This window comes from Sedimentibacter saalensis (assembly GCF_007830175.1).
GTDB lineage: Bacteria > Bacillota > Clostridia > Tissierellales > Sedimentibacteraceae > Sedimentibacter > Sedimentibacter saalensis.
In genome coordinates this window covers 1-25,236 of record NZ_VLKH01000014.1, presented here as the reverse complement: position 1 = coordinate 25,236, position 25,236 = coordinate 1, and the positions used below count along the sequence as shown (strand labels likewise).

Here is a 25,236-nt window from a genome sequence, read left to right as displayed (position 1 = left end):
TAATCATATTAGACAGTCTTCATGAGAACATACGAAATAAGGTTTGTTTATATTGATTTCAGAAAGAATATACCAAGGAGGATAAAATGGGTCTACCGATTAACAGTGGCTTAAATTTATATGAAAAACATAGAAAGGGAATAAAAAATCTTATTACTGATGTAAAAGGTGTCAAAGTCGGAAATGTAACTCTGCAAAGAGAAAATGTAAATACAGGTGTTACTGTTGTATTTCCCCATGAGGGAAATGTTTTTCAAGATAAAGTTATGGCTTCATCTGCTATACTTAATGGATTTGGAAAAAGCATGGGCTTAATACAGGTGGAAGAATTGGGAACAATTGAAACTCCAATTATTATGACCAATACTCTCAGTATTGGAACTGCAGCAACAGCCTTGACAAAATATATGCTGGAGCAAAACAATGACATTGGTATTACAACCGGAACTGTAAATTGTCTTGTCACAGAATGTAACGACGGAAGATTAAATGACATCAGAGGTCTTCACATTACAGAAGAGGATGTATTAAAAGCTCTTAATTCACCATCAGAGTACTTTGAAGAAGGAGCTGTAGGAAGCGGAACAGGAATGTGCTGCCTTGGTCTTAAAGGCGGCTTAGGTTCTGCCTCCAGGCTCGTAAATGTTGATGGTCAAGAGTTCACCATAGGTGCATTGGTAATGTCAAACTTCGGTTCTTCAGGAAACCTGATAATCGGCGGAGACCACATGGGAATAAAAATAAAAGGAGTACAGGACATTAAAAAGGATGAGGGCTCTATTATCATTATTATAGCAACGGACATTCCTCTAAGTGAAAGACAATTAAAAAGAGTAGCCAGAAGAGCTGCTATTTCTCTTGGAAGAACAGGTTCCTACATGGGAAACGGCAGTGGTGATGTTGCCATAGCATTTACTACTGCAAACAGGGTTCCCCACTACAGCACCAAAGACATCCTTGAAACAAAGATGTTTTTTGATGACAGCATAGACAAGATTTTCGAAGCTTCTGTAGAAGCTGTTGAAGAAGCAATCATTAGCTCGCTTTACCATGCGAAGACCACTGTAGGATATCTTGAAGAAGTAAAAGGATTAAGAGACTATTTATAAATTTTTCAGAATATAAAAATGGCAAGGGCGCAAGCACTTGCCATTTTATTATGCAATTATTTTACATTTCTGAAATTGCCGTTTGCATCAGTAACTACATCTCCAAGATAAAAGCCACCTGTAGGTGTGTGTACGATTCCCTGTATTTCAGATCTCCAGCAACGATATCCGTTATTGTCAATAAGAGGAATAATTGTACAATAATCAAACAGCTTTTTCTGTATAGCAGTTATTTGTTCTGTTATTTCATCGTAATCAACAGTCTTTCTTGCTGCAGCAACCATTGCATTGTAGTTTTCAGGATCAGGATTTGTACATTTAGCATTTCTGTTGCAGAATTTATCTACCAGCAGGAATGGCTCTGACCATCCTAGACCTAAGTATGCCATTTGGAAATTGCCGTCAACAACATCCTGGTTAACATATGACCAGTTTTGTGTCTTAATCTTCATGTCTATACCAACTGCCTTCAAATCTATTTGAAGTGACTGAGCAACTTTCTTTGGTGTTTCTGAATCTCTGCAATCAAATTCAAATGCTAAGTTACTTCCATTTTTATCTACAAACCCGTCATTGTTTGTGTCTGTCCATCCTGCATCTGCCAGCAGCTTTTTGGACAGTTCAGGGTCATATCCATAATTTGTGTCATAGTAATCAACTGCTTCTTCTGAATAATTCAGACATTTTCGAAGTACCAGACTGTGTGCAGGTTTTTCAAATTCACTTAAATAACTTCCCAGATTGTCTCTGCTTATAGCATGGATAACTGCTTTTCGAACGTTAATGTCCTGGAAAATAGGATCAGTCATGTTAATTTCAGCGTAATTTACTTCTGCTCCATATGCTTCAAACATATCAATATTATCTGCACTCTTCAGTTCTTCATAATATTCTGAAGGAACTGTTGACAAAACATCATAGTCGCCGTTTTTAACACCCTGTGCAAATGTAAAGCTTTCACCTGAGAACACAACCTTTATGGTTTTTACAGGAGATGGTCCCTGATTTTTAAGCATTGGGTTATGAGTTTTATATCCTTCATTTGCTTTTAAGATAGCATATGCTCCAGGCTGATATTCATCAAGATAATATGCTCCGTAAGGATGACATCCCCACAATTTGTCATCAGCAGACATATTTTCAATTTCATCTTTGTCCATTAAACCTACAAAGCAGCTTTGGAAATTATACTGCATATCTGCCTGGTAATCGCTCAAATGAACAATTACATTGCGTCCGTCAACTTCCATGGACTCAATAGTTTGGTATCCTTCTGCATATGGGCTTACTTCCAAACCATATTCAACGCTGGCAATAAAGTCCTCCGGTTCAACCTGCTCACCTGTGGAGTACTTCATACCCTCAGGAAAAGTAAGTGTCCATGTCAGTCCGTCTTCGCTCCACTTAGAATCTGAAGCTATTCCAGGAAGCACAGCTCCTGTATCCGGATCCTTTTCAAGAATAGGGTCTGCCAAGAGACACTGCATGTCATTCCAGGATGATACCTGGAACAGGTCCACGCCTTCCCATGCTGAATCTTGAATTATCAATGTCTGACCTTCTGCAGGTACTTTGGAAGCTTCATTTCCTGTTCCTGTGCTGCACCCGGTTAAGCCTGCAAGGGAAATTACTAAAGCAAGAATTAAAGCAAATGCGACAAACTTATTTTTTTTCATTTTTCCTCCTCTAAAGCAAAAATTTTGTATTTATATAAGGCTGTTGCGTTAAAGATTACATAAATATACTTAATGCAACAGTTCCAATATATTTAAATATTTTTCACAGCAGCATATTTATGGCAATCAACCTGATGTCCGTCAGGAAGAACAATTATTTGTGGGGATTCCTCCTTGCAGTGTTCTGAAGCATATGGACATCTTGGGTGGAAGTGACAGCCTGATGGAAGGTTAATTAAACTTCCGGGATCTCCCTGCATTATATATTTTTCTTTATCCCTGTCATGAGGGTCCATAATGGGAGAAGCCGCCATCAAACCTTCTGTATATGGATGTTTAGGATTATTTATTACTTCTTCTGTAGGACCAAATTCCACAATTTTTCCCAGATACATTACTGCAACCCTGTCGCTTATGTATCTTATTACATTCAAATCATGAGTTATAACAAGATATGTCAGTCCAAAGCTTTCCTGCAAATCCAAAAGCAGATTAAGTATTTGTGCCTGCACTGAAATATCAAGCGCAGAAGTAGGTTCATCCAAAATCATAACTTTCGGATTAAGAACTAAGGCCCGTGCAATGGCAATACGCTGTAATTGACCTCCCGATAATTGATGAGGATAGCTGTTTAGGTATCTGACATCCATTTTTACGAGCTCTAAAGAGTCAATAGCCTTTTGCCTGGCAGTTTTTTTTGGCATGCCATGGAGTATTAATGGTCTCATAATAGAATTCATAACCGTGTCACGGGGGTTTAAATTTGATGCTGGGTCTTGAAAAACAACTGCCACTTCAGTGCGCAATTTTTTCATTTCATTTCTTGTAGCCTTAGTCAGATTTACCCCGTTAAAAACAACGCTTCCGCCGGTAGGCTTTGTAAGGTTTAACAGCACTCTGGCCAATGTAGTTTTTCCGCTTCCCGATTCTCCAACAAGACCGATTATTTCACCCTTGTTGATTTTTAGGTTAACATCATCAATTGCCTTTACATAAATCTTTTTTGTGCTTATTCCTTTACTGATTGTAAAATATTTTTTCAGGTTTTTTAATTCGATTACTTCTTCACTCATTATTCCTCACCTCACCTTCTAAATGACAATAAAATGAATGAGACTCTGTAACAACTTTTCTGCCAGGGTCTTTAGATTTGCATATGTCCATGACAAATGGGCATCTGTTTTCAAATCTGCATCCTGATTTGATTTCTGTGAGCCTTGGAACACTGCCATCTATTGTCTGCAAACGGCCTTCTGATTTTGCCCTTCTCGGCAATGCCTTCATAAGCAGTCTTGTGTACGGATGTTTTGGATTGTCAAATATGTCAAATACAGTTCCCTGCTCCACAACTTCTCCTGCATACATAACCGCTACTTTATCGGCAACCTCTGCAACCAACCCAAAATTGTGAGTGATCAGCATGACTGCAGTATTAAATTCATCTCTCAAAGTTTTTATAATACTTAATATTTGTGCTTCAATAGTTACATCAAGTGCAGTGGTAGGTTCATCTGCAATTAATAATTGAGGAGTTCTTGAGATCATCATGGCAATCATCACACGTTGTCTCATCCCCCCTGACAATTCATGAGGAAAACTAAGAGCACGTTTTTTAGCATCAGGCATTTTAACATCATTGTAAATTTTTATAACTCTGTTCCAGGCCTCTTCTTTTGAAACATTGTCAAGCATTATCCCTTCTGCTACCTGAAATCCGGTAGTATAAACAGGATTTAGAGAATCAAGAGGGTTTTGAAATATCATTCCTATTTCCCGTCCTCGAATTTCTTCAAGCTGCTTTTCCGTATAATCATTTAAATCTTCACCGTTAAAAAATATATTTCCTTTTATAATTTCATTGTGTTCAGGCAAAAGTCTTAGAATAGAATGGGCTATTGTAGATTTTCCGCATCCGGATTCCCCCACAATCGCAAAAATTTCTCCTTTGTTAATTGTAAATGAAACATTTTTGACTGCTGACAAATATCCGCCTTTAACCTTGTAATCTACACTTAATTTATTTAACGCAAGCAATTCTTCGTCCATATCCGTCTCCTTCTATTGTGATTTCATTCTTGGGTCAAGCAAATCCCTAAGACCTTCACCCAAAATATTAAATCCAAATACTGTGTAAACCAGTGCTAATCCAGGGAAAATGCACAGCCATGGTCCGCGTGATATAAAATTTATTCCTTCAGAGACCATGAGACCCCAGTCAGGTGACGGCGGTTGTGAACCAACTCCAAGAAAACTAAGTGTAGTTGTTGACATGATAGTGCCCGGCAATTGCATAGATACAGTTACTATAAGTATTGGAACTATATTCGGCAAAATGTACCTGAACATAATGGCTATTGATTTTTCGCCGAAAGATATTCCTGTTTCAATGAACGCCTGATTTTTAATAGACATTGTTTTTGCTCGAACCATTCTTGCGTATGATGCCCAGTTTACAATTGCAATGGCAATTATTGCATTTGTCAGACCTGACCCTATGATAGTTACAACAGCAAGAGCCATGATCATTCCGGGAATACACCATGTCAAATCTGCCACAAAAGTAAGGCATCTGTCAGCCAATCCGCCAAAATATCCGCATACCAAACCTATTGTTACACCAAACACCAGCTGAAGGCCTGCCCCCAGCAATGCAACCTGAAGAGTAATTCTGCTTCCGTAAACAATACGGCTGAACAAATCTCTGCCCATATTGTCAGTACCTAATATGTACTTTGCGCATGGAGAAACCAGAATATCTTTGGGATGTGCTTCATCAAAACTAAATGGTGCAATTTGTTTTGCAAATATGGCCAATACTATTACACTCAATACCATTACAAAACCAAGTACAAAATTTCTATTTTTATAGCATGAACTTATAAATTCTTTAGATGGACTTTCATTCATTATTTGTCTCCCCCTGTAACTGAAATTCTAATTCGAGGGTCTAAGATGCCCAGAACTATATCGCTTAAAATATTGCAGATTATTGTAAGTACGGTAATTATCAGTATGCATGCTTGTACGACGTTGAAATCCTGTTGAATTATTGAATTTATCATCAAATTACCCATACCAGGTATACCAAATATTTTTTCGATTACAATATATCCAGAAATCAACCACGGCAATGACATAAACATATTTACTGTTATTACAATCAATGAGTTGCGAAGCACATGTCTTTTTAATACTGTATTGTTATCCAGGCCCTTTGCGTAAGCAGTTGTCACGAATTTTTCACGCAAGACATCCAACGCTTCAGACTTAGTCAAACGAATGGTACTGGCCAGTCCTCCAATTACGCCTGTCGTTACGGGTAAAATATAATTTTTCCAGGATTCATAACCGCTTAGAGGCAGCCACTTCAGCTTGACTGCAAAAACCAGCATCAGTAAAACTGCTAACCAAAAAGACGGTATTGCTGTAAAGACCAAAGATATATTTACTGTAATTCGGTCAAAAAAGCTGTCTTTTTTATACGCACACATAAGACCCAGAGGAATAGCTACAATTGTGCTTATTAACATGGTTGTAACTGTAAGCTTCAGACTGATTGGAATGCAATTTTTAAGTAATGACCACACAGCTATTCTGTACTTGTATGAAATTCCAAAATCCCCATGAAAAATAATGTTCGTCATCCATTCTGCATATTGAACAAGCAGCGGCCTGTCTAATCCATACTGAATCCTTAAGCCCTCCAGATTTTCTGCCTTAACCAATGGCCCTGCCATAAGTGTCACAGGATCGCCCGGCATCAGATACAGCATGCTGAAAACCAGGAATGATACACAAAATAAAAGCACCACTCCCATTCCCAATCTTTTAATTATGTAGTTTCGCATGAAAGAAACTCTCCTTTTTTAATTTTTGCATCATAGTATTGTAAACGTTTTTTTGTATAGTCTGTTGTGCCTCTCCTTAATTTTTAAGAGTACATCACACTAAACTATATTTTATATTTGCAATATTTATGCCAAATTTTAGAAGTTTTCCAAGCAAAATATATTTATTGACAGCAGATTTTCTTTGTTGTACCATTTGCTTAAATGTGGAAATTAATAGGGGGATTATAATGTACAATACAAAACAACTTGATGAGTATTTAGAAAAACTATTTGAGGAAAAACAGTATCCAAGTATTTCTGTATGCATCAGAGGACCTGAAGGCATTATATTTGAAAAAGGTTATGGCTACTGCGATATGAATAAAACCAAGAAGGCAGGAACTGACACCATTTATGGCATAGCCTCAATGAGCAAGTCTATGACTGCACTTGCATGTGCAATTCTTGAAACTGAAGGAAAATTAAGTTTCTCAGACCCGGTAACAAATTACTTTCCGAATTTTTCCATTCCCGGCACTCCGCGTGAAAGCGTAACCCTGCGTCATTTGGCAATGCATACGGCAGGTATACCTCCTATTCCCCCATTGGAATGGTCTATCGTAATGAACACGTCAGGAAGAGATTCTGATGCCGCACGTAAGCTCAGAGAAAGCTCTCCTAACAAAATGGATACTATTGATGATATAATAGATTACATTTCAAACAGCGGAGCATATGAACCCTTGGGAGCTCCCGGTGAATGCATGAGCTATTCAAATGATGCTTATGCACTTTTGTCTTATGTTGTTGACCAAGCTGCAGGAATGACGCTTGAAAAATTTCTTGAAGAAAGAATATTCAAGCCTCTCGGTATGAGTCGCACAGTGCTTGATTTAGACGGCAAAGAAGCTGTTGCTTTAGCAAACGGTGATATTGCTGATTTGTTTGATTTAGATGATGAAGGGAAGCTGTATGCAGATCAAATATGGTCCGTTCTACCTCCTTACCGCGGTTGTGCCTGCGTGAAGTCCACAGCCAGAGACATTACAAAATACTATCAAATGCTTTCACAACACGGTATTTTTGAAGGAAGGCAAATTATAGACCCACATGCAGTGGAAATACTCATAGGCCATGAATTTCCTGAAACACGTTACCCATTTTATTGCTTTGGATTAAATAAAAGAACAAAAAATGGAAAAGTCATTTGTGAACACTCCGGTGGACTTCATGGCGTTTCAACTCATGGAGGTTTAATTATGGGCGGTTATTCAATGACGGCTTTATGTAACCAGGGAGATGTTTCTGCAGAGCCTTTTGTATGGGCATGCTATAATTTAATATTAGGTCTGCCTCTAAACACATCTCATGCATTTGCAATACCTTCAGGAAAAAAATTCAGCATGCCTGAGGCAGTTGTTGGAACATACATAAGCAGAGAAGCTGTGCCTTCATATTGCATTGTAACACAAGATGATGATTCCAATTTAGTTGCAAATTATTATGATGAAAACTTAGTATTGCATTATTGTGAAGAAACACTTTTCAGCGCAAGAACTGCTGATGACCCAGACACACAGCGAACTACCATGAGGTTTCTAATAAGAAACGGCAAAGCATGGGGAGTGAGATGCTACACCAGGGTTTTTCAAAGAATTAATTAAAATAATTTTTTAAAATAAATTTTAAAATATTTTTTTAAGAAAATATATTAATTTTTACATCAAAATATCAGGTCTTAACAAGTCACAACTCATTTCATCCTGATATTTTGCATATAATTTTAATAAAACTTGTTTTGATTATTGAGATTTTAGTTAATAAAGTTGAAAATTTTTTAGTAATACTATTGAAATTATGATAATGGAGACCAATATGAAAAAGGTTGCAATTATTTATAAAAACAGTGATAATCAGGAAGTTATCACATATTTAAAAGATAATCTTGAGAAGATTTTTGAAAATTATTTAATTGTTGAAAATTATTATATAAATGAGCTTCCCATCAATTATAAAATTAGTGCAGATGCCTATATACTCACGGATGGAACAATGCTTTATCCTCTAAAAGATAAAATTACAAACTATAATAATATCATAATCATGCACAGGAGTCTAAAAAAACAGCCGCTTTATGAAATCTCTCGTATTCCGAAAAATACAAATGTGCTTGTAATAAATGACACATATGAAACAGCCGTACAAACACTATGTTCCCTTTACGAGTTGGGGATGAATCATATAAATTTAGTTCCCTATGACCCTAAGGATGCAGCTAATTCAAAATACAAAGATTTTCAAATATGCATTACTCCAAATGAAGTTCATCTAGTTCCTGATTACATACACAAAATTATAAATATCGGTTACAGGGAAATAAGTTTTGATACGCTGGTCAGTCTTATGTTCAGGCTGGATTTGGATTTTGAACTGACAAACAGAAATTTGGTAAGACATATAAAATCCATAGCTGAGCCGGATATTTACTTGCATAACAACTATTTGAACAATTTCGTAAAAAATCATGTTTTTGACAGTGTAATAAACGATCTTCCCACAGCTCTTATTATAACAAATGAAAAATATCACATTCTTTTTTCAAATAATAAGGCAAAAGTATTGTTCGACATAAAAAACACAAGCTCTGACATTCCTCTTTCTGATATGGTGGGTCATGAGTTGTTTACAAAGCTAAAACAAGAAATAACGCCTAAAGATGGCATTGTATTTAATGAAACAAACTATTTCGTTGAGAAAACACCCATAATGCTCATGGACGAAGTAATGGGTTACTATATTATTTTACAAAACGAAAAGGATTTGAGGGATATTGAAATCAATGCCAGAAAAATATTGGCAAAAAAAGGGCTTTGCGCAAAATACAATTTTTCAGACATAATACATGTTTCCCCTGCAATGAAAGAATGTATTGTTACTGCAAAAAAAGTAGCACTAACTGATCATACTGTACTCATAACCGGTGAAAGCGGAACAGGCAAGGAACTGTTGGCACAGTCAATACACAACTATTCTCAACGCAAAAACATGCCATTTGTTGCCATAAATTGTGCAGCACTTCCGGAATCACTGCTTGAAAGTGAACTTTTCGGATATGAAAGCGGTTCATTCACCGGGGCAAGAAAAACAGGGAAAATCGGATTGTTTGAACAGGCAAATGGAGGTTCAATTTTTCTTGATGAAATAGGAGATATTTCTTCTAATCTTCAATCAAGACTTCTTCGTGTTTTACAGGAACGTCAAATCATGCGTATAGGCAGCGACAGGATGATAAATATTGATACGAGAATAATTGCTGCCACAAACAAGGACTTAGTCAGTGAGGTTGAACAAGGTAACTTCAGGCGGGATTTGTATTATCGTCTTAACGTAATATCCATATGTATTGAACCTTTGAAAAAAAGAAAAGAGGACATACTTCCTCTTATGTCAAGTTTTTTGGGTCAAAAATACAACCAACTCACTGATTCTGATAAAGACATATTGTGTACATATACCTGGCCAGGCAACATACGTGAACTTGAAAGCGCCGCTATACATTATAACACTCTGTCCATGCTGCCGAAATATTTATTGAATTCTCCTGTTGAACCAATTATGGTTAATAAGACTATAAGTTACATGGATGACAATTGTATTGAAATGGAAATTCTAAAAATAATTATGGAAAACACACAATTTTCTCATGGAATAGGACGAATGCAGTTAAACAGTTGTTTAAAATCATTACAAATATACATTGGAGATGCAAGCCTTCGAAATGTACTTCATGGCTTAGAAGAAAGAAACCTCATATCCATATGTAACGGCCGAGGCGGTACTAGAATTACTGAAAAAGGAATTCAAAAAATAAAAAGTTCATAAAATGGAAAAAGGGACCATGTCCCCTCAGACTTATGACAAACCTAATTTCTAAATACTGTAGGGGCGGATATTGTATCCGCCCGAAGTTATTAATACAAACAAAAAATTGTTATTTGCGGGAGAGCACAAGACTCTCCCCTACGAACTTAGATTTCAACATCACCCAATTACCAATATTTTTAATTAAAATGACTTTGTCATCAACCTGAAAGGACTTTGTCCCTACTTACTTCTTAATTTTTCATCAATAGTGTCATTATCAAAAGGTGTTTCATATTCTGACTGATTTTTAAACTCAGTTACTGCTTTTCTAACCCTGTTTAATGAAGCTATTGTTCCGGGTCCGCCAATACATCCGCCTGAGCATGCCATACCTTCAAGCAAGTACCCGTTCTTTTTACCTGCTTTTGCCAATCTCATAAGCTTTACGCACTCATGCAATGTAGATGCACCTTCAACATTTATTTCCCTTGAAGGATCAATTTTTAAAGCAGTATTTTTTACTGCTTCTGCAACTCCGCCTGCTATGGCATAGCCTCTTCCCAGTGTGGAAGCATCTTGTATATCTTTAGACACCTCTATTTCTGATAATTCTATTCCTTTAGCAACAAACATACCCATAAGTTCCTCGTATGTTATTACAAAATGCACAAAATCCTTAACATCTTCTCTCAATGCTTCTAACTTCTTAGAAATGCAAGGTCCTATAAATGCAATTTTTGCCTCCGGATCCTTGTTCTTAATATATTTTGCAGTCTCAACCATTGGTGAAGCAGAATCTGAAATATACTGGTATTGATCCGGAAATAATTTTTGAACCATGATTGTCCAGGAATTGCAGCAGCTTGTTCCCATGTAAGGATGTTCTTCAGGTACTCTTTCAAGGAATTCTTTTGCTTCACGCAAAGTTGTAATATCAGCTCCAAGACTTACCTCTACTACGTCTTCAAATCCAAGCTGTTTTATACCCTCGAATATTTGAACCGGCGTTGCCAATGGTCCAAACTGCCCCAAAAATGACGGAGCTATAATAGCATATATATGGTTGTTGTTTTTTAGTGCTTTCACAAGCTGATAAATTTGCGACTTATCAGAAATTGCTCCATAAGGACACTGAATAATGCAATTTCCGCATGATACACATCTGTCCACATTGATTTTAGCTCTGCCTAAATAATCACTTTCTATTGCATTAACACCGCATGCTGCGGCACAAGGCCTTTCATATTTTACAATTGCGCTGTATGGACATGTTTCCTTGCATCGGCCGCATTTAATGCATTTATCCTGATCGATAATTGCCCTGTCCTTTCCAATAGAAACTGCATTTACAGGGCATACATTTGTGCAGGGATGTGCCAGACACTTTCTGCAATTGTCTGTAACATTATAAGCTTTTGTTGGACACGCTTCACATGCAAAGGAAATTACATTTACTAAAGGTTCAATAAATTGAGTTTCATCCACATCTGCTTCAGAAATTCCGTCAGTAACACGATGGTAGTCCGTTGGTTTTCTTACGTCTAATCCTAATGTAAGTCTTAGTCTTTCGTCTACTATTGCTCTTTCTCTAAATATGCTATCTCTATATAATGCTACCTCACCAGGTAAAATCTCAAAAGATGATTTTTCTAATTCACTTAAATCTGTACCATCGTATGCCATTTTAGCAATTTTTGCAAAAACCTGCCTCCTAATATTAATTAGATTAACATAGCTTTCTTTCATTATAATTTCCTCCTTTAGTTACAATACGTCACTTTCTCATTTTGTTTACAATTTTCTCCATTACAGTCTGACTTGTGGCGTTAAACATAATCTCGTCATCTATAACTACTACAGGAGCTACTTTTTCAGCAGTTTCTTTGCAAAATCCTAAACATTTAATTGCTTCTACTTCTAACTCTTCATCATTATAGTTATCTGCATCTTCACTGATAATGTCCTTCAAGTCATCTATCTGATCTAAAATTCCCATTGAACCCAGCAACGTACAGCTTGAACCTACACAGACTTTTACCTTCATAATTTCCTCCAAATATTCTTATTTTTTTCGCTCTTTTTTTATATTATATAATATAAAAGTGTATTTTTCCATATAAATATCAATAAATTAACATGGTAACTTTTGACCTATTATTAAAACTTTTACGTATGATATTCTTAAAAGAAAAAGTGGACGATTGGCGTGAAATATCAATTATTATCGTTCCTTACTAAAATAATAAAGACTCATATTTATGAGTCCTTACTTGTATTATAATGTTGCACCGTTAGATTTTTTAACCAACGACCTTCCGGTTCGCAGCTAATATATAACTAGGCTAACGGTGCAGCTTTTGGAGGCATATATTAATTCTGTATAGGCGTAAATAACATCATGCCTCGTTCTTCATCAAATTTTCTTGCCATATAGATGTTTTCAAACTCTTCAATGATTACTTCCACTGTAATCAGGACATGATTTTCCTTTACTAAATGTCCCGCATATGACTTGCCTTCACCGTCAGCAAATGCCCCATGAATATGGAGTGACACATTCTTGTCATCATCATCACATATAACACCTGATAGGCTTATTAGCTCAATACCGCCTTCTAGCACTATTGTGTCGCCGTATCCATATCCACCGGGCTTTTCAGGAAATGGTGCAGGATCACAAAATGAAGCTTTGCTTAAACTTCCTATTCCGGAAACAATTACACCATGCTTTATGTTGTATTGTTCACATAGCATTGTAATGCCCTCAATAATATCTTCACCGGCTTCAAGCCTTACAGCATAAACGTTTTTAACTATCCCTTTTGCGCTTTTCATATAAACCTCCTAATAGGAATTTGAAAATTTATACCATGATTAACTCAGGATTTTCAATATATTCCTTCATGTCATACATAATCCTGCCTACCTCAAGACCGTCAAATACCCTGTGGTCAAATGTAACAAATAAATTCATCATAGTCCTTATGCAAGGTTCATCATCAACAACAACCATTTTTTTAACTGAGCGGCCAAATCCCATGATAGCAACCTGCGGCGGATTAATTATAGGTGTTGCTATATCAATAGGGAATATGCCTACATTAGAAATTGTAAATGTTCCCCCTGACTGCTCACCATTTAATAACTTACCGTCTTTGGCTCTTTCAACAAGGTCCTTCAAGTTATTGCTGAGTTGCGACAATGTCATCCTGTCAGCATTCTTAAGAACAGGTACCATAAGACCTGCTTCTGCGCCTACAGCTACAGAAAGATTCACATATGGATATGTTGTTATTTCTTTACCGTCAAATGTAGCATTGGCAAGGGGATGTTTTTTCAGTACTTTAACAGTAGCCATGGCAAGCAGGTCATTCATAGTAACCTTACATCCTATAAAATCCTTCTTTTCTGTAAGTATTTTTCTCATGTCGTTCAATTTTGTCACGTCAACTTCCACTGCAGCTGATGACTGTGCCATATTTTGAAGACTTTCGTACATGTTTTTTGCAATTGAACGTCTTACACCGGTCAAAGGTATGATTTCAGGACTACCATATATTTCGCTTTGAGCAGCATTGGCTTCTATATTTGCAGCCTTGGCAGTTTCCATGTTCTTAATGTAGTCATCAATATCCTTGGCAACAATTCTACCGTTAGGTCCTGTTCCTTCAACTTTCTTTATATCAATTCCCGCTGAAGCAGCAAGTTTCTTTGCCAGACCCGTTGCTTTTATGTGTCCGCTGCTTGTGACAGATGATGTAACTTGTTTTGCTTGTGGTTTCTCAACATTTTCCTTGTCAACTTCAAATTCGTTGTTTCCAGCATTTGGTTGAGACTTTGAAATAGTTTTATATTCTTCTAAAGTTTCAGCAACAATAGCTGTCACATTTCCAACTGAAACAACATCTCCTGGTTTTGCAACAATATGTAAGTATCCGTCTGCAGTACACTCAAAATCCATAGTTGTTTTCTCGTTTTCTATTTCAAGAATTGAGTCACCCTTCTTAACCTGAGTGCCCTCTTCAACTTTCCACGTTACTATGGTGCCTTCTACCATAGTTAAACCTGCCCTGGGCATTAGCAATTCAACACTCATATATTTTTATGTTAACGAATGAAGCGTTAACCATCCTCCTTTTTAATTTATTCATTAAAACAAACTTTCCACTGCAGAAACAATTTTATTTGCATCAGGAATACAGAATTTTTCCAGTGCTATATTGTACGGCAAAGGAACATCCAAAGCTGCAACCCTCACAATTGGCCCATCCAATTCATCATACATTTCTTCCTGAAGCATGGCTGCAAGCTCAGCACCGATACCGGCAGTCTTGTTGCTTTCTTCTACCACAACCACTCTGTGTGTTTTTCTCACAGATTCAAAAACAGTTTCTTTGTCAAAAGGAACAAGTGTCCTCGGGTCTATAACCTCAATGCTAATCCCTTTGTTTGCAAGAATTTCTGCTGCTTCAAGAGTTTTCTTAACCATGAGTCCCACAGCAATAACAGTTACATCTGTTCCTTCTCTTTTAATGTCTGCAACACCAAAAGGAATTGTGTACTCTTCGTCAGGAATATTTTCTTTTGTCTGATAAAGCTGTTTATGTTCAAAGAAAAGAACAGGATCGTCAGAACGAATGGCCGTCTTAAGAAGCCCCTTTGCATCATATGCACATGAAGGGCTAACAACTGTAAGACCTGTAGCATGCATGTACAGACTTTCAAGACAGTTTGAATGTTCAGCTCCTGCACCAAAGGAAGAACCCATGGCACTTCTTACAACCAGTGGAAGTTTAAATTCAGGTCCATGCATATATCTCCATTTGCCTACGCAATGGAACAGCTCGTTGAATGCAACCAGTGAAAAATCCGCATACATCAATTCAACGCATGGTCTTAGTCCTGTAACTGCAGCACCAATGGCACTTCCAATTATGGCAGTTTCAACAATAGGTGTGTTTTTTACCCTGTCAGATCCGAATTCTTCAAGGATTCCTTTTGTTATACCAAAAATATTTCCCATTTGTGCAACATCTTCGCCATATAAAATTACATTATCATCTTTACGCATTTCTTCTTTTATAGCATCGCCAATTGCCTGTCCGTAATTTACCAGCATATTAATTCCTCCTCATTATTTAACATACAAATATTCATAAATTTCTTCTTCAGGGGTAGCAGGGCTTGCCTCCGCAAATTCAATGGCCTTATCCAGTTCAGCATTTATTTCTTCACGGATTTTAGCTATTTCACCTTCTGTTATAAAATTGTTTTTCAACAGATAATTTTCCATTTTTTCAACGCTGTCTTTTTTCATCCATTCTTCAGTCACACTTGCATCACGATATTTCATCTGGTCACCTTCAAAGTGTCCTCTCCATCTGTATGACTTGGCTTCAAGTATGGCAGGACCCTTTCCGCTTCTTACGTATTCTTCAAGTTCCTTGGCACCTTCATATACATCCAGCACATCTGTGCCGTCAACTATTTTTGAAGGTATTCCATAGGCTTGAGCTCTGTCTGCTCCTGGATTAGCTACGGGTGAAGCTTCTGAAACATGTGTGGAAATAGCAAACTGATTGTTTTCGCATACGAAAAGCACCGGAAGTTTCCATGCAGAAGCAAGATTCATCGCTTCATAAACAGCTCCTCTGTTTGCAGTTCCGTCTCCGAAAAATACATATACCATATTGTCAGTTTTATTTTTTCTGATAGTAAGGCCTGCGCCTACGCCTACTGCCATGTCACTGCCTAATGTTCCTGAAAAACCAAGCATTCCTTTGCTCAGCAAAGCCACGTGGTTTACTCCGCCTCTTCCGCCTGAATTGCCGTCTCTTTTACCCATAATTTCAGAGAATACTGTATTTAAGGGAACTCCTATAATTGCTGCTGTGCCAACAGGTCTATGAGAAATTTTATAATAATCGCCTTGTTTTCTTGTGGCAAGAGTTCCTACAAAAGTAGCCTCCTGACCTACTCCGCTGTGAATATGTCCTGGTACTTTTCCCAGAGCGTAAATCTCTACTAATTTTTCTTCAAACAATCTTAATTCAACTAATTCCTTATAGAGCTCAGTTAAAAAATCCTTTGAATAATCCATTATGTTCCTCCTTGTAATATTTAATATAATTTTTAAAATCCTTATAATTTAAGAAGCATAGATTTGCTTTAGGTTGATGACAAAGTATATATTTGGACGTTGTCATTCTGAGGCAAGACGTAAGAATCTCATACTTCAACAGTTTGAGATCCTTCACTATCGTTCAGGATGACAGCGTCAGGCTTTGTCAATAGACTGAAGCATAGATACGCATGCTTTTATAAAACTAAAATTCTACGGTCTCAGCAAAATTTTCAGTGCCTGTCCCGACGCCAGCAGTTCAAATGCCTTATCAAACTCTTCCATTGGCAGGATATGACTTACACAGCCGGATACATCCATCCCTGAGTCAAGCAGTCCTTTCATAACCTTCCATGTATGATACATTTCACGTCCGCTGATTCCAATCAGATTAACTCCTCTGTAGAATGTCTCTGTAAAATTAAGAGGAACTTCACGGTTCGGCAGTCCTCCAACCACAATAGAACCTCCGGCACGAATGTATTTTGTAGCTGCCTGTATTCCTCCTACGTTGCCGGAGAATTCCAGCACCACATCCGGTCCAAGACCTTCACACTCTCTTTTCATTTCTTCTACAATGTCACAGCCGATTGGATTTAAAACCAGATCTGCTCCCATTTTGTATGCTGCTTCAGCACGGTAGCTGTTAGGTTCCACGCATATAACTTTTGCAGCACCAAGTTTTTTTGCAACGGTGGCAGCCATGAGACCTATTGGTCCGCAGCCTGTTATTGCCACAATCTTTCCGCCCAGCTCAACTTTCGTGGCAGCGTGAACAGCAACGCCAAGAGGCTCCAGCATTGCATTATTTTCCTCTGAAACAGCAGGATTGCAAACATACGCATTTTCTGAAGGTATTGTCACATATTCAGCAAAGCAACCATCTACATGAACACCTATGGCTTTTGTATTAACGCATAGATTTTCTTTGCCATCAAGGCATAAGGAACATTTGTGACATGCTATGTGACTTTCAGCTGACACCAATTGTCCAATTCTTTCTTTGCTTACACCTGGTCCAACCTCAATAATATTTCCACAGAACTCATGTCCTATGGTAGTGGGCGGAGACATACGTTTCTGGGCAAATTCTTCCCAATCCTTAATATGAATATCTGTACCGCAGATGGCAGTCAAGTGTACCTTTACAAGTACCTCTCCCGGTCCTGGTGATGGAATAGGCTTCTCCCATAATTCCAAATTACCTGGTCCTGCACTTACCTTTACAATGCATTTCATAGTTTTATTCATACTTCACCTCTTTAAAATAATAGTCATATCCTGATACAAGCATTTAAATTTAATTATTTTCTGTTTAATGGCAGTATATTAAAAAAGGACTATTTAAAACCTTAATAAAACTTTTGATTAAAAATTATCCTTTATTGCCTATATATTTTCAAAAAAATGTAAACGTTTTTACTCTTTTGTGATATAATAACATAATAACTTAAAACCAATTGTAGTATTTGTTACATTTGATAAATAACTATTATAGGAGTACATATGATACAAGAAAATAAAGATATTGAATTAAATGTTGCTGAAATATTCAGATTATTCGGACATGCTCAACAATACTCTCCCGGAGAAATAATCTTTCAAAAGGGTGATTCTACAGATAAAATATATTTTGTAGCAAAAGGTCGTGTAAGGACATATTGCCTCAATGAACGGGGTGATGAAATAACACTTTTTTACATTGATGAAAATCAGCTTATAGGAAGTGAACCTCTGTCTAATATTCAAAAACGAAAAATCAGCGTTGATTCTGTTACTAATGTACAGCTATACTCCATGAATGCTAATGTATTTTTGGAAAAATGCATAAAAAACAAAGTATCAATTCTTAACTTAATGGAATTTTTTATTAATAAAATAATAACATTATCAAATTATATATGTTGTAATCGTTTTATGAAAAACAATGAAAAGTTAGCTTATTTTTTATACACTAACTGTGCAGGTGATGTAGTCCAATATACCCATGAACAAATTGCATTATTGACCGGTATGAACAGGGTCTCCGTAACGAAATTATTGAATACTTTTTCAGATGAAAAACTGATCTCCCAGCATTACAAGGAAATCAGAATTCTTAATATGAAAGGTTTAGCAAGTATCTTTAATTCCATCGGCTACTTCATAGACTGACATGAGAGGAAAAGTTGTGTTTGTTGCTGCTGTCAGAGGGGGCGTGGAAAAATTTCGAATAATATAAGGGGACAGTTCTTAGGGATTGAAAAATACTGTCAATCACAAAGAGCAGTCCTCTTATGTCTGTTCTTATATTAAATTTTCAGCCATATCCACCAATTCTGACGACATATGTGTCAGGGCTTGAGTTGCTGCGCTGACTTCCTCGGTAGCGGCTGCTATTTGGTTTAATATCAAAGATAATTCCTGGCTTGTCTTGTTTACCTTACCATTTTCTGTTTTCAATTTTTCTAATATATCTGTTATCTTTTTAGTAGAGTTTGTACTATTCTCAGCTAATTGACTTATTTCAGAAGCAACAACTGTGAACCCTCGTCCTGCATGTCCTGCATGCGCTGCTTCTATTGAAGCATTAAAACCTAAAAGCTTGGATTGTCTTGCTATGTTATAAACAGTATCAACTATCTTATCCGTTTCCATGACGGATTGCAGGTTAACCTCTGAAACCTGTTCCATTTGATGGCTTAAGCCAGCTACCTTTTCTAATCCTGCTGCATTTTCTTCCATTGCAGCAGTTATCTGTTCTATTGTTGTTGATAAATTTTGAGCCATATCTATCAGTTTTTCTTTTGCATCTAATGATTCAGCAACTATGATACAGCCGAAAACTTCATTACCATCTAATAAAGGTATCGCCCTGCCCATATATGGAACTCCGTAAACTTCACGAGGAACCTGTCTTATAACCGGATTTCCTGAATTTATGGCTTCCATAGCAACAGAACCTTGTTTAAGAATTTCACCGTTATGAAGATTTAAATTTATTGTCTTTCCGGGACTTGCTGCTACAATCTTTTCTGTGTCGCTTACAGCAATATTAAAATCTGCCGTCACTAAATTTTGAAAAATACCGATCAAATTTCCAAGTACCTCTAGATATTCTTTTTTCATTTTCCCTCCACCATATAAACTTAGTTGATTACTTTTTCTTAAGTCATATATTGATTATATCGACAAAGAACACAATTTGTTTATGCTTAACAATACATAACACAATCTTTATGATATATTTTTTTCATGAGTTTATTTAACTTGTTCATTGCATTTAAGACACGTTGTCCTATGTACGGATACTATATTTCCGCAGTTAGGACATCTCCACCTCAATTCCTCATTGGCAAGGAATTCATCAATGCCGTGTTCCTTTATATAATTAAGGTTTTCAAGCATACTCATATGATATTTTGTTTTATATCTCTTGTCTAACTGCTTAAGCCTTCTGCAGGGCATCTTTTCACATTCAAAGCAGAATCCTGACTTGCTTTTCTTTATTTCAGGGCAATTTATAATTATACAGCTGATACTGCCTTTTGTTACATATCTTATGTCAATTTCATTTCGGCATCCTGCGCACTTATTTTTTTCTCTTTGATATCCGATGCATAGTCTGCAGTTCATGCCACATGGTGCAATAAGTTCTTTTTTCATTTCATTCATATTATCACCACCTGAACCTGGCTGGTATAAAGACTAGCCATTATTTAAGAAGGAACTCAACTTTTGTTAGAAGTTCACTTTCGGGTATATCCTGCGGAGATCCATAGTTATATAATAATTTTATACTAAATTTTGCAAATTACAATATATATTTAATTAGAAAGAAATTTAATATAACTATATAAAAACAGTATCCTGTTTTGTCAGAATACCGTTTTTCATAATCAATTTTTATATATGCTACTTGTAAAAAATAGCTCCGACAATTTCGGAGCTAATAAAATTCTTCATTTTACTTTTGAGTTTCTTTTCTATCTAATACATACCCATATCCTTTAATGGACCCATTTTCTTTTTCCAGATAAACTCCTTGTATTTCAGGAGCAAAGCCAGGAAATTTATTTATGAGTTCTTCAAGTATGAGAAAATATTTTTGAGCTACTTCATTCCATCTTTCTCCTGGAACTACGCAGAAAATACCTGGAGGATAAGGCAAGGCACCTTCTAATGCTATTTCACCGAGGATATCATCAAGTTTTACCAATTTAGCATTGTTCCTTGTAAGTTCATTATCAGCTTCCCATGGAGTCATTGCGCGTTCTGGGAAATAATCTGCTCTGAACAATTGTTTTTGACACACCTTTGCATCCTCGTTTCTGTAGAAGTCATGCATTTCCTGACATAATTGTCTTATTGTATAATCCTTGTAGCGTTCTTCGTATTTTCTGTAAAGTTCCGGAAGCACTTCACTAATAGGTACGTCTTCATTTATGATTTTTTCAAAATCTTCTAATTGTGTAACAAGTATTTCCATTTTCTCAGGAGTCTCGGCCGGTGTCATTAAGAACAGTATTGAATTGAAGTCATTCTTTTCAGGAATTATCATACTCTCTCTCAAGTAATTTGCAAGTATGACAGCAGGAATTCCGAAGTCTTCATATTCTCCGGTTTCAGCATTGATGCCGGGAGTTGTGAGCATAAATTTATTTGGGTCCACAAAATATTGTTTTTCCCCGTAGCCCTCAAAAGAGTGCCATTTCTCTCCGGGTTTAAATTCAAAAAATTCAATTGAATTTGCTATTTCCTCAGTATCATATTCTTCCCATTTCATGCCTCTTATAACTGGAGGTATGAAAGGTTTTAACAACTTGCATCTCTTAATTATTTCTTTTCTTGCATTAACACCGGTTTTGATGCACTCAGCCCATAAGTGCCTGCCTGCTTCTCCGTCCTGCATTCTTGCATTGACATCCAAAGATGCAAATAGCGGATAGAAAGGACTTGTGCTTGCATATGTTCTGAATGAATTGTTAAATCGTTTATGATCAATGTATCTCTTTTGGTTTCTGATATGATTATCTTTTTTATGAATATATGAAGCCTGAGAAAACCCTGCTTGTTGTTTGTGAACAGATTGTGTAACAAAAATTCCAGGGTCGTTTGCATTAAGCTCTAACAATAGCGGTGAACAGTCTTTCATCATAGGAATAAATTGCTCATATCCAACCCATGCAGAATCAAACAGAATATAGTCGCAAAGCTTTCCAATCTTATCTACAACCTGTCTTGCATTGTATATTGTTCCGTCATATGTTCCCAATTGGATTACAGCAAGACGGAACGGCCTTTCAGTATCAGCTTTATCCGGGTCAGTCTTTCTTATCTTATTTCTTAAATATTCTTCATTAAAACAATGTTCGTCTATTCCCCCGATAAATCCAAATGGATTACGAGCCGTCTCCAAAAATACTGCATTACCTCCTGCCTGCATCAAAGCCGCTGTGTATACAGACTTATGATTGTTTCTGTCAAAAAGCACAAGGTCTCCAGGGGCAACCAATGCATTAATGGTGATTGTATTTGCGGTACTTGTCCCGTTCATTACAAAATAAGTTTTATTTGCATTATATATTCTTGCAGCATTAATTTGAGCATCTGCAGGCGGACCTTCATGAATCAACAAATCTCCAAGTGCAACATCCGCATTGCAAATGTCAGTAAGGAATATATTTTCACCATAGAAATCAAACAAGTATCTGCCGGCAGGATGTTTCTTGAAATATTGTCCTCCCTGATGACCCGGACAATTAAACTTAACATTGTGCATCTCCATATAATTGGCCAATGATCTGAAGAATGGCGGCAACACCTTTTCCTGATAATCACTGGCAATTTTTTCAATCTTATAGCTGTTCTTTTCTAAATTTTCTAGAGTTCCATCAAGTATTGTATATCCCTTTTCCAGCAAGTTTGGTTTTATTCTATCATCTTTTCTTGCAATAATAATAATCGGAATATCGAAATTTGTATTTTTAACCTTTTGAATCCATTTTATATCTAAATCCAAATCCATCAATACAACTGCTGCAATATCAGTAAAATCTGTCTCTTCAACTAATATAATATCTCTGCCTGACATTACATAAGCCATAGCTGTTCTTGAACAAGCGATATTTAGCGGTTTCATAAATTATCCGCTCCTTTCACCCGAAATATATTGTATTTTTGATAACTTTATCATAAGTTATTTTTACCCTATAATAGTATATTTAATCTTAGTAGATAAAAATAAAAGGTTCTTTTAAAACAAGACGGCTTATTTCTCCTATGTTCTATTTATTTTCGATTTCAGTAACACATTCGCTTTTGATTTTTCCTACCAGAAATTGCAGAGCATCAACAACATGTGGTCTGATGTCGCCTCCAATAAGCACATACATTATGTCATCACCCAACTGAAGATGCCCTTCATTCAGCCAAACCCTAACATGGAAAATTCCATTCATCTTATAAGTTTCATCAATGGCTGCTTCAACCTTAGCAGCATCATATGTAAATTCCATGCCTTTTACCAAAGAGCCATCATCAATTCCTTCACGCACCTTAACTTTGGGGGTTTGGCGAACAACGCCATTATGAACTAAGAACATTCCTTCCTGTAAAGATGCCGGATCTTTTTTTGCTTCTTTAAGCCATTCATCAATGGATGGTGATTGCTTTTTTAATTTTTCATCAATCATACACCGTTCTCCTTATACGTTAATTAACAATAATATAAATTTAGAAGTATTTTTATCTCCTTGTTCATATGAAAAGTTCCTTGTTTCACTTTTTATCAAATAAGTTATTGTAACCGTGTGCCTTATAATATAATATAGTTGCCTCAAATCATAAAGTCAAGACATTTACAATTAGCTTGCAATTTATAACGAAAAGAATGAAAAATATAACATTTTCAACAGATATTTTTTATATAGAACATTAGATAAATAAGTGGATAAAATAAAAAAGACCCACATTTATGAGTCTTTACTTGTGTTGCTATTGGTGCACCGTGAGGGATTCGAACCCACGACCTTCCGGTTCGTAGCCGAACACTCTATCCAACTGAGCTAACGGTGCAAGGTTTTTGGAGGCGCCATCCAGATTTGAACTGGAGATCAAGGTGTTGCAGACCTATGCCTTACCACTTGGCTATAGCGCCATATTAAATAATAAATGGGGTGAATAGTGGGAGTCGAACCCACGACCTCCAGAGCCACAATCTGGCGCCCTAACCAACTAGGCCATATCCACCATAAAAATTTTGGAGCGGGTGAAGGGAATCGGACCCTCGCGACCAGCTTGGAAGGCTGGGGCTCTACCATTGAGCTACACCCGCATAATGTATTATGATATTTGTTTTTTCTAGTTCATGTGAGTAATAGTTTCCCTGACTAAGCGATTCGCACCAAATCGTAAATCTTGATTTGGGCTCTCTGCTTATACCATTGAGCTACACCCGCATAATAATTATATAATTTTGATGGAGCGGAAGACGAGATTCGAACTCGCGACCCTCGCCTTGGCAAGGCGATGCTCTACCACTGAGCCACTTCCGCAAAATTGGTGGAAGAGATTGGATTCGAACCAATGAAGGCGGTGCCAACGGATTTACAGTCCGTCCCCTTTAGCCACTCGGGAACTCTTCCTCAATAATTTTATATTTAGTTAATGGAGCTGGTGAAAGGACTTGAACCCTCAACCTACTGATTACAAGTCAGTTGCTCTACCGATTGAGCTACACCAGCATAATTGGCGACCTGGAAGGGGCTCGAACCCTCGACCTCCAGCGTGACAGGCTGGCATTCTAACCAACTGAACTACCAGGCCGCAATTTTTTCTTGTAATTATTCAAATGGTGGGAACTATAGGGCTCGAACCTATGACCCCCTGCTTGTAAGGCAGATGCTCTCCCAACTGAGCTAAGCTCCCATGCTTGTTTCTTTTTTATTCTAATTTAAATGGTGACCCTACCGGGATTCGAACCCGGGTTATCGCCGTGAAAGGGCGGTGTCTTAACCGCTTGACCATAGGGCCTTAATTTTTTTTGGTAGCGGGAGCTGGATTCGAACCAACGGCCTCCGGGTTATGAGCCCGACGAGCTTCCAACTGCTCTATCCCGCGACGATAATCGTGTTGCCAATTAAGTGGCCCTATTATCATGTATTTTGGCTCCGAGGGTGGGGCTCGAACCCACGACCTACCGGTTAACAGCCGGTTGCTCCACCATTGAGCTACCTCGGAACAACCTAGATATTGAATCCATTATGTAGCTTGCAATCTAATTCACAAATTTACATAACCCGGCGACGTCCTACTTTCCCAGGCAGTTTCCCACCAAGTATCATCAGCGCTAAAGAGCTTAACTTCCGTGTTCGGGATGGGAACGGGTGTGTCCTCTTTGCTATAGTCACCAGATTTATGAAGGCAGAACCTTCAAAATTACATAGGAAAATTTGATTGACATTTTTGAGGTCAAGACCTCGACCTATTAGTATTGCTCAGCTGAATGCATTACTGCACTTACACATGCAACCTATCAACCCGTTAACGTATCGGGGGTCTTACTCACTTGCGTGATGGGAAATCTTATCTTAAGGTCAGTTTCGCGCTTAGATGCTTTCAGCGCTTATCTGGTCCAGACTCAGCTACTCAGCTAT

20 protein-coding genes, 12 tRNA genes and 2 rRNA genes are annotated in these 25,236 nt (G+C 37.2%); 4 read left to right on the top strand and 30 right to left on the bottom strand.

Translation table 11 applies throughout. The annotated features are described in order from the left end of the window. The first annotated feature begins 86 nt into the window (after window positions 1-86). The gene (locus tag LY60_RS16880; protein WP_145086622.1) at window positions 87-1,109 is read left to right on the top strand and encodes a DmpA family aminopeptidase; all 1,023 of its coding nucleotides are present in this window, start codon (window positions 87-89) and stop codon (window positions 1,107-1,109) included. Window positions 1,110-1,165: 56 nt separating this feature from the next. Here the strand turns inward: LY60_RS16880 and LY60_RS16875 are convergent, their stop codons facing one another. From LY60_RS16875 to LY60_RS16855, 5 genes are all read right to left on the bottom strand, one after another. Further along, a complete protein-coding gene (locus LY60_RS16875; protein ID WP_145086619.1) occupies window positions 1,166-2,785 on the bottom strand; it encodes an ABC transporter substrate-binding protein in 1,620 nt (539 codons plus the stop codon). Window positions 2,786-2,877: 92 nt separating this feature from the next. After that, window positions 2,878-3,858: an ABC transporter ATP-binding protein gene (locus LY60_RS16870; protein WP_145086616.1), complete on the bottom strand. Its 981-nt coding sequence runs from the start codon at window positions 3,856-3,858 to the stop codon at window positions 2,878-2,880. Next, window positions 3,851-4,831: an ABC transporter ATP-binding protein gene (locus LY60_RS16865; RefSeq protein ID WP_145086613.1), complete on the bottom strand. Its 981-nt coding sequence runs from the start codon at window positions 4,829-4,831 to the stop codon at window positions 3,851-3,853. Before LY60_RS16865 ends, LY60_RS16870 begins: the two co-directional genes overlap by 8 nt. A gap of 12 nt (window positions 4,832-4,843) precedes the next feature. After that, window positions 4,844-5,692 carry an ABC transporter permease gene (locus tag LY60_RS16860; RefSeq protein WP_019230523.1) on the bottom strand — a complete coding sequence of 283 codons (849 nt, stop codon included), beginning with the start codon at window positions 5,690-5,692 and terminating at the stop codon, window positions 4,844-4,846. Continuing rightward, entirely contained in the window at window positions 5,692-6,633 is a 942-nt protein-coding gene (locus LY60_RS16855) for an ABC transporter permease (protein WP_145086610.1), read from the bottom strand. The genes LY60_RS16860 and LY60_RS16855 overlap by 1 nt, the downstream gene beginning before the upstream one ends. Window positions 6,634-6,863: 230 nt before the next feature. Here LY60_RS16855 and LY60_RS16850 point away from each other — a divergent pair, with 230 nt between their 5' ends. Next, window positions 6,864-8,279, top strand: a complete 1,416-nt coding sequence (locus LY60_RS16850) for a serine hydrolase domain-containing protein (RefSeq protein WP_145086607.1) — start codon at window positions 6,864-6,866, stop codon at window positions 8,277-8,279. Between the two features lie 211 nt (window positions 8,280-8,490). Next, the gene (locus tag LY60_RS16845) at window positions 8,491-10,497 is read left to right on the top strand and encodes a sigma 54-interacting transcriptional regulator (RefSeq protein WP_170226285.1); all 2,007 of its coding nucleotides are present in this window, start codon (window positions 8,491-8,493) and stop codon (window positions 10,495-10,497) included. 222 nt (window positions 10,498-10,719) lie between these two features. On the opposite strand, the gene LY60_RS16840 is transcribed toward LY60_RS16845, so the two are convergent. The 7 genes from LY60_RS16840 to LY60_RS16810 all read right to left on the bottom strand — a co-directional run bounded on the left by LY60_RS16840 (window position 10,720) and on the right by LY60_RS16810 (window position 17,851). Continuing rightward, window positions 10,720-12,225, bottom strand: a complete 1,506-nt coding sequence (locus LY60_RS16840; protein WP_145086599.1) for a 4Fe-4S dicluster domain-containing protein — start codon at window positions 12,223-12,225, stop codon at window positions 10,720-10,722. A gap of 28 nt (window positions 12,226-12,253) precedes the next feature. Continuing rightward, window positions 12,254-12,523 (bottom strand): NAD(P)H-dependent oxidoreductase subunit E, encoded by a 270-nt coding sequence (locus tag LY60_RS16835; protein WP_145086596.1) that lies wholly within the window; start codon window positions 12,521-12,523, stop codon window positions 12,254-12,256. A 326-nt stretch (window positions 12,524-12,849) separates the two neighbouring features. Beyond that, window positions 12,850-13,314, bottom strand: a complete 465-nt coding sequence (locus tag LY60_RS16830) for a PPC domain-containing DNA-binding protein (RefSeq protein WP_145086593.1) — start codon at window positions 13,312-13,314, stop codon at window positions 12,850-12,852. Between the two features lie 28 nt (window positions 13,315-13,342). Further along, window positions 13,343-14,557, bottom strand: a complete 1,215-nt coding sequence (locus LY60_RS16825) for a dihydrolipoamide acetyltransferase family protein (RefSeq protein WP_281291884.1) — start codon at window positions 14,555-14,557, stop codon at window positions 13,343-13,345. Between the two features lie 72 nt (window positions 14,558-14,629). Next, window positions 14,630-15,598 (bottom strand): alpha-ketoacid dehydrogenase subunit beta, encoded by a 969-nt coding sequence (locus tag LY60_RS16820; protein WP_170226284.1) that lies wholly within the window; start codon window positions 15,596-15,598, stop codon window positions 14,630-14,632. A 15-nt stretch (window positions 15,599-15,613) separates the two neighbouring features. After that, the gene (locus LY60_RS16815) at window positions 15,614-16,579 is read right to left on the bottom strand and encodes a thiamine pyrophosphate-dependent dehydrogenase E1 component subunit alpha (protein ID WP_145086584.1); all 966 of its coding nucleotides are present in this window, start codon (window positions 16,577-16,579) and stop codon (window positions 15,614-15,616) included. A gap of 234 nt (window positions 16,580-16,813) precedes the next feature. Then, entirely contained in the window at window positions 16,814-17,851 is a 1,038-nt protein-coding gene (locus tag LY60_RS16810) for an alcohol dehydrogenase catalytic domain-containing protein (RefSeq protein ID WP_145086581.1), read from the bottom strand. 255 nt (window positions 17,852-18,106) lie between these two features. On the opposite strand from LY60_RS16810, the gene LY60_RS16805 reads away from it, so the two are divergent. Next, a complete protein-coding gene (locus LY60_RS16805) occupies window positions 18,107-18,754 on the top strand; it encodes a Crp/Fnr family transcriptional regulator (protein WP_145086578.1) in 648 nt (215 codons plus the stop codon). A gap of 132 nt (window positions 18,755-18,886) precedes the next feature. Here LY60_RS16805 and LY60_RS16800 read toward each other — a convergent pair whose 3' ends face one another. The 18 genes from LY60_RS16800 to LY60_RS16715 form a co-directional block, all read right to left on the bottom strand. Further along, a complete protein-coding gene (locus LY60_RS16800; RefSeq protein ID WP_145086575.1) occupies window positions 18,887-19,708 on the bottom strand; it encodes a methyl-accepting chemotaxis protein in 822 nt (273 codons plus the stop codon). 132 nt (window positions 19,709-19,840) lie between these two features. After that, window positions 19,841-20,254, bottom strand: a complete 414-nt coding sequence (locus LY60_RS16795; protein WP_145086572.1) for a DUF3795 domain-containing protein — start codon at window positions 20,252-20,254, stop codon at window positions 19,841-19,843. Window positions 20,255-20,546: 292 nt separating this feature from the next. Continuing rightward, window positions 20,547-22,721: an ornithine decarboxylase gene (gene speC / locus LY60_RS16790; protein ID WP_145086569.1), complete on the bottom strand. Its 2,175-nt coding sequence runs from the start codon at window positions 22,719-22,721 to the stop codon at window positions 20,547-20,549. A gap of 145 nt (window positions 22,722-22,866) precedes the next feature. Continuing rightward, entirely contained in the window at window positions 22,867-23,274 is a 408-nt protein-coding gene (locus tag LY60_RS16785; RefSeq protein WP_145086566.1) for a molybdenum cofactor biosynthesis protein MoaE, read from the bottom strand. Window positions 23,275-23,579: 305 nt separating this feature from the next. After that, window positions 23,580-23,656 (bottom strand) — tRNA-Arg (locus LY60_RS16780). Between the two features lie 8 nt (window positions 23,657-23,664). Beyond that, window positions 23,665-23,738: transfer RNA gene (locus LY60_RS16775), tRNA-Cys, on the bottom strand. Between the two features lie 15 nt (window positions 23,739-23,753). After that, window positions 23,754-23,830 (bottom strand) — tRNA-His (locus LY60_RS16770). Between the two features lie 11 nt (window positions 23,831-23,841). Next, a tRNA-Gly gene (locus LY60_RS16765) sits at window positions 23,842-23,915 on the bottom strand. 145 nt (window positions 23,916-24,060) lie between these two features. Then, window positions 24,061-24,135, bottom strand: a tRNA-Gly gene (locus LY60_RS16760). Window positions 24,136-24,140: 5 nt separating this feature from the next. Beyond that, window positions 24,141-24,225, bottom strand: a tRNA-Tyr gene (locus tag LY60_RS16755). A 23-nt stretch (window positions 24,226-24,248) separates the two neighbouring features. Continuing rightward, window positions 24,249-24,324: transfer RNA gene (locus LY60_RS16750), tRNA-Thr, on the bottom strand. A gap of 5 nt (window positions 24,325-24,329) precedes the next feature. Beyond that, window positions 24,330-24,406, bottom strand: a tRNA-Asp gene (locus LY60_RS16745). A 26-nt stretch (window positions 24,407-24,432) separates the two neighbouring features. Further along, a tRNA-Val gene (locus LY60_RS16740) sits at window positions 24,433-24,508 on the bottom strand. A 30-nt stretch (window positions 24,509-24,538) separates the two neighbouring features. Then, a tRNA-Glu gene (locus LY60_RS16735) sits at window positions 24,539-24,613 on the bottom strand. Between the two features lie 11 nt (window positions 24,614-24,624). Next, a tRNA-Met gene (locus tag LY60_RS16730) sits at window positions 24,625-24,700 on the bottom strand. A gap of 45 nt (window positions 24,701-24,745) precedes the next feature. Further along, a tRNA-Asn gene (locus LY60_RS16725) sits at window positions 24,746-24,820 on the bottom strand. Window positions 24,821-24,877: 57 nt separating this feature from the next. Next, window positions 24,878-24,994, bottom strand: a 5S ribosomal RNA gene (gene rrf / locus LY60_RS16720). A gap of 53 nt (window positions 24,995-25,047) precedes the next feature. Beyond that, a 23S ribosomal RNA gene (locus LY60_RS16715) occupies window positions 25,048-25,236 on the bottom strand; the annotation flags it as partial.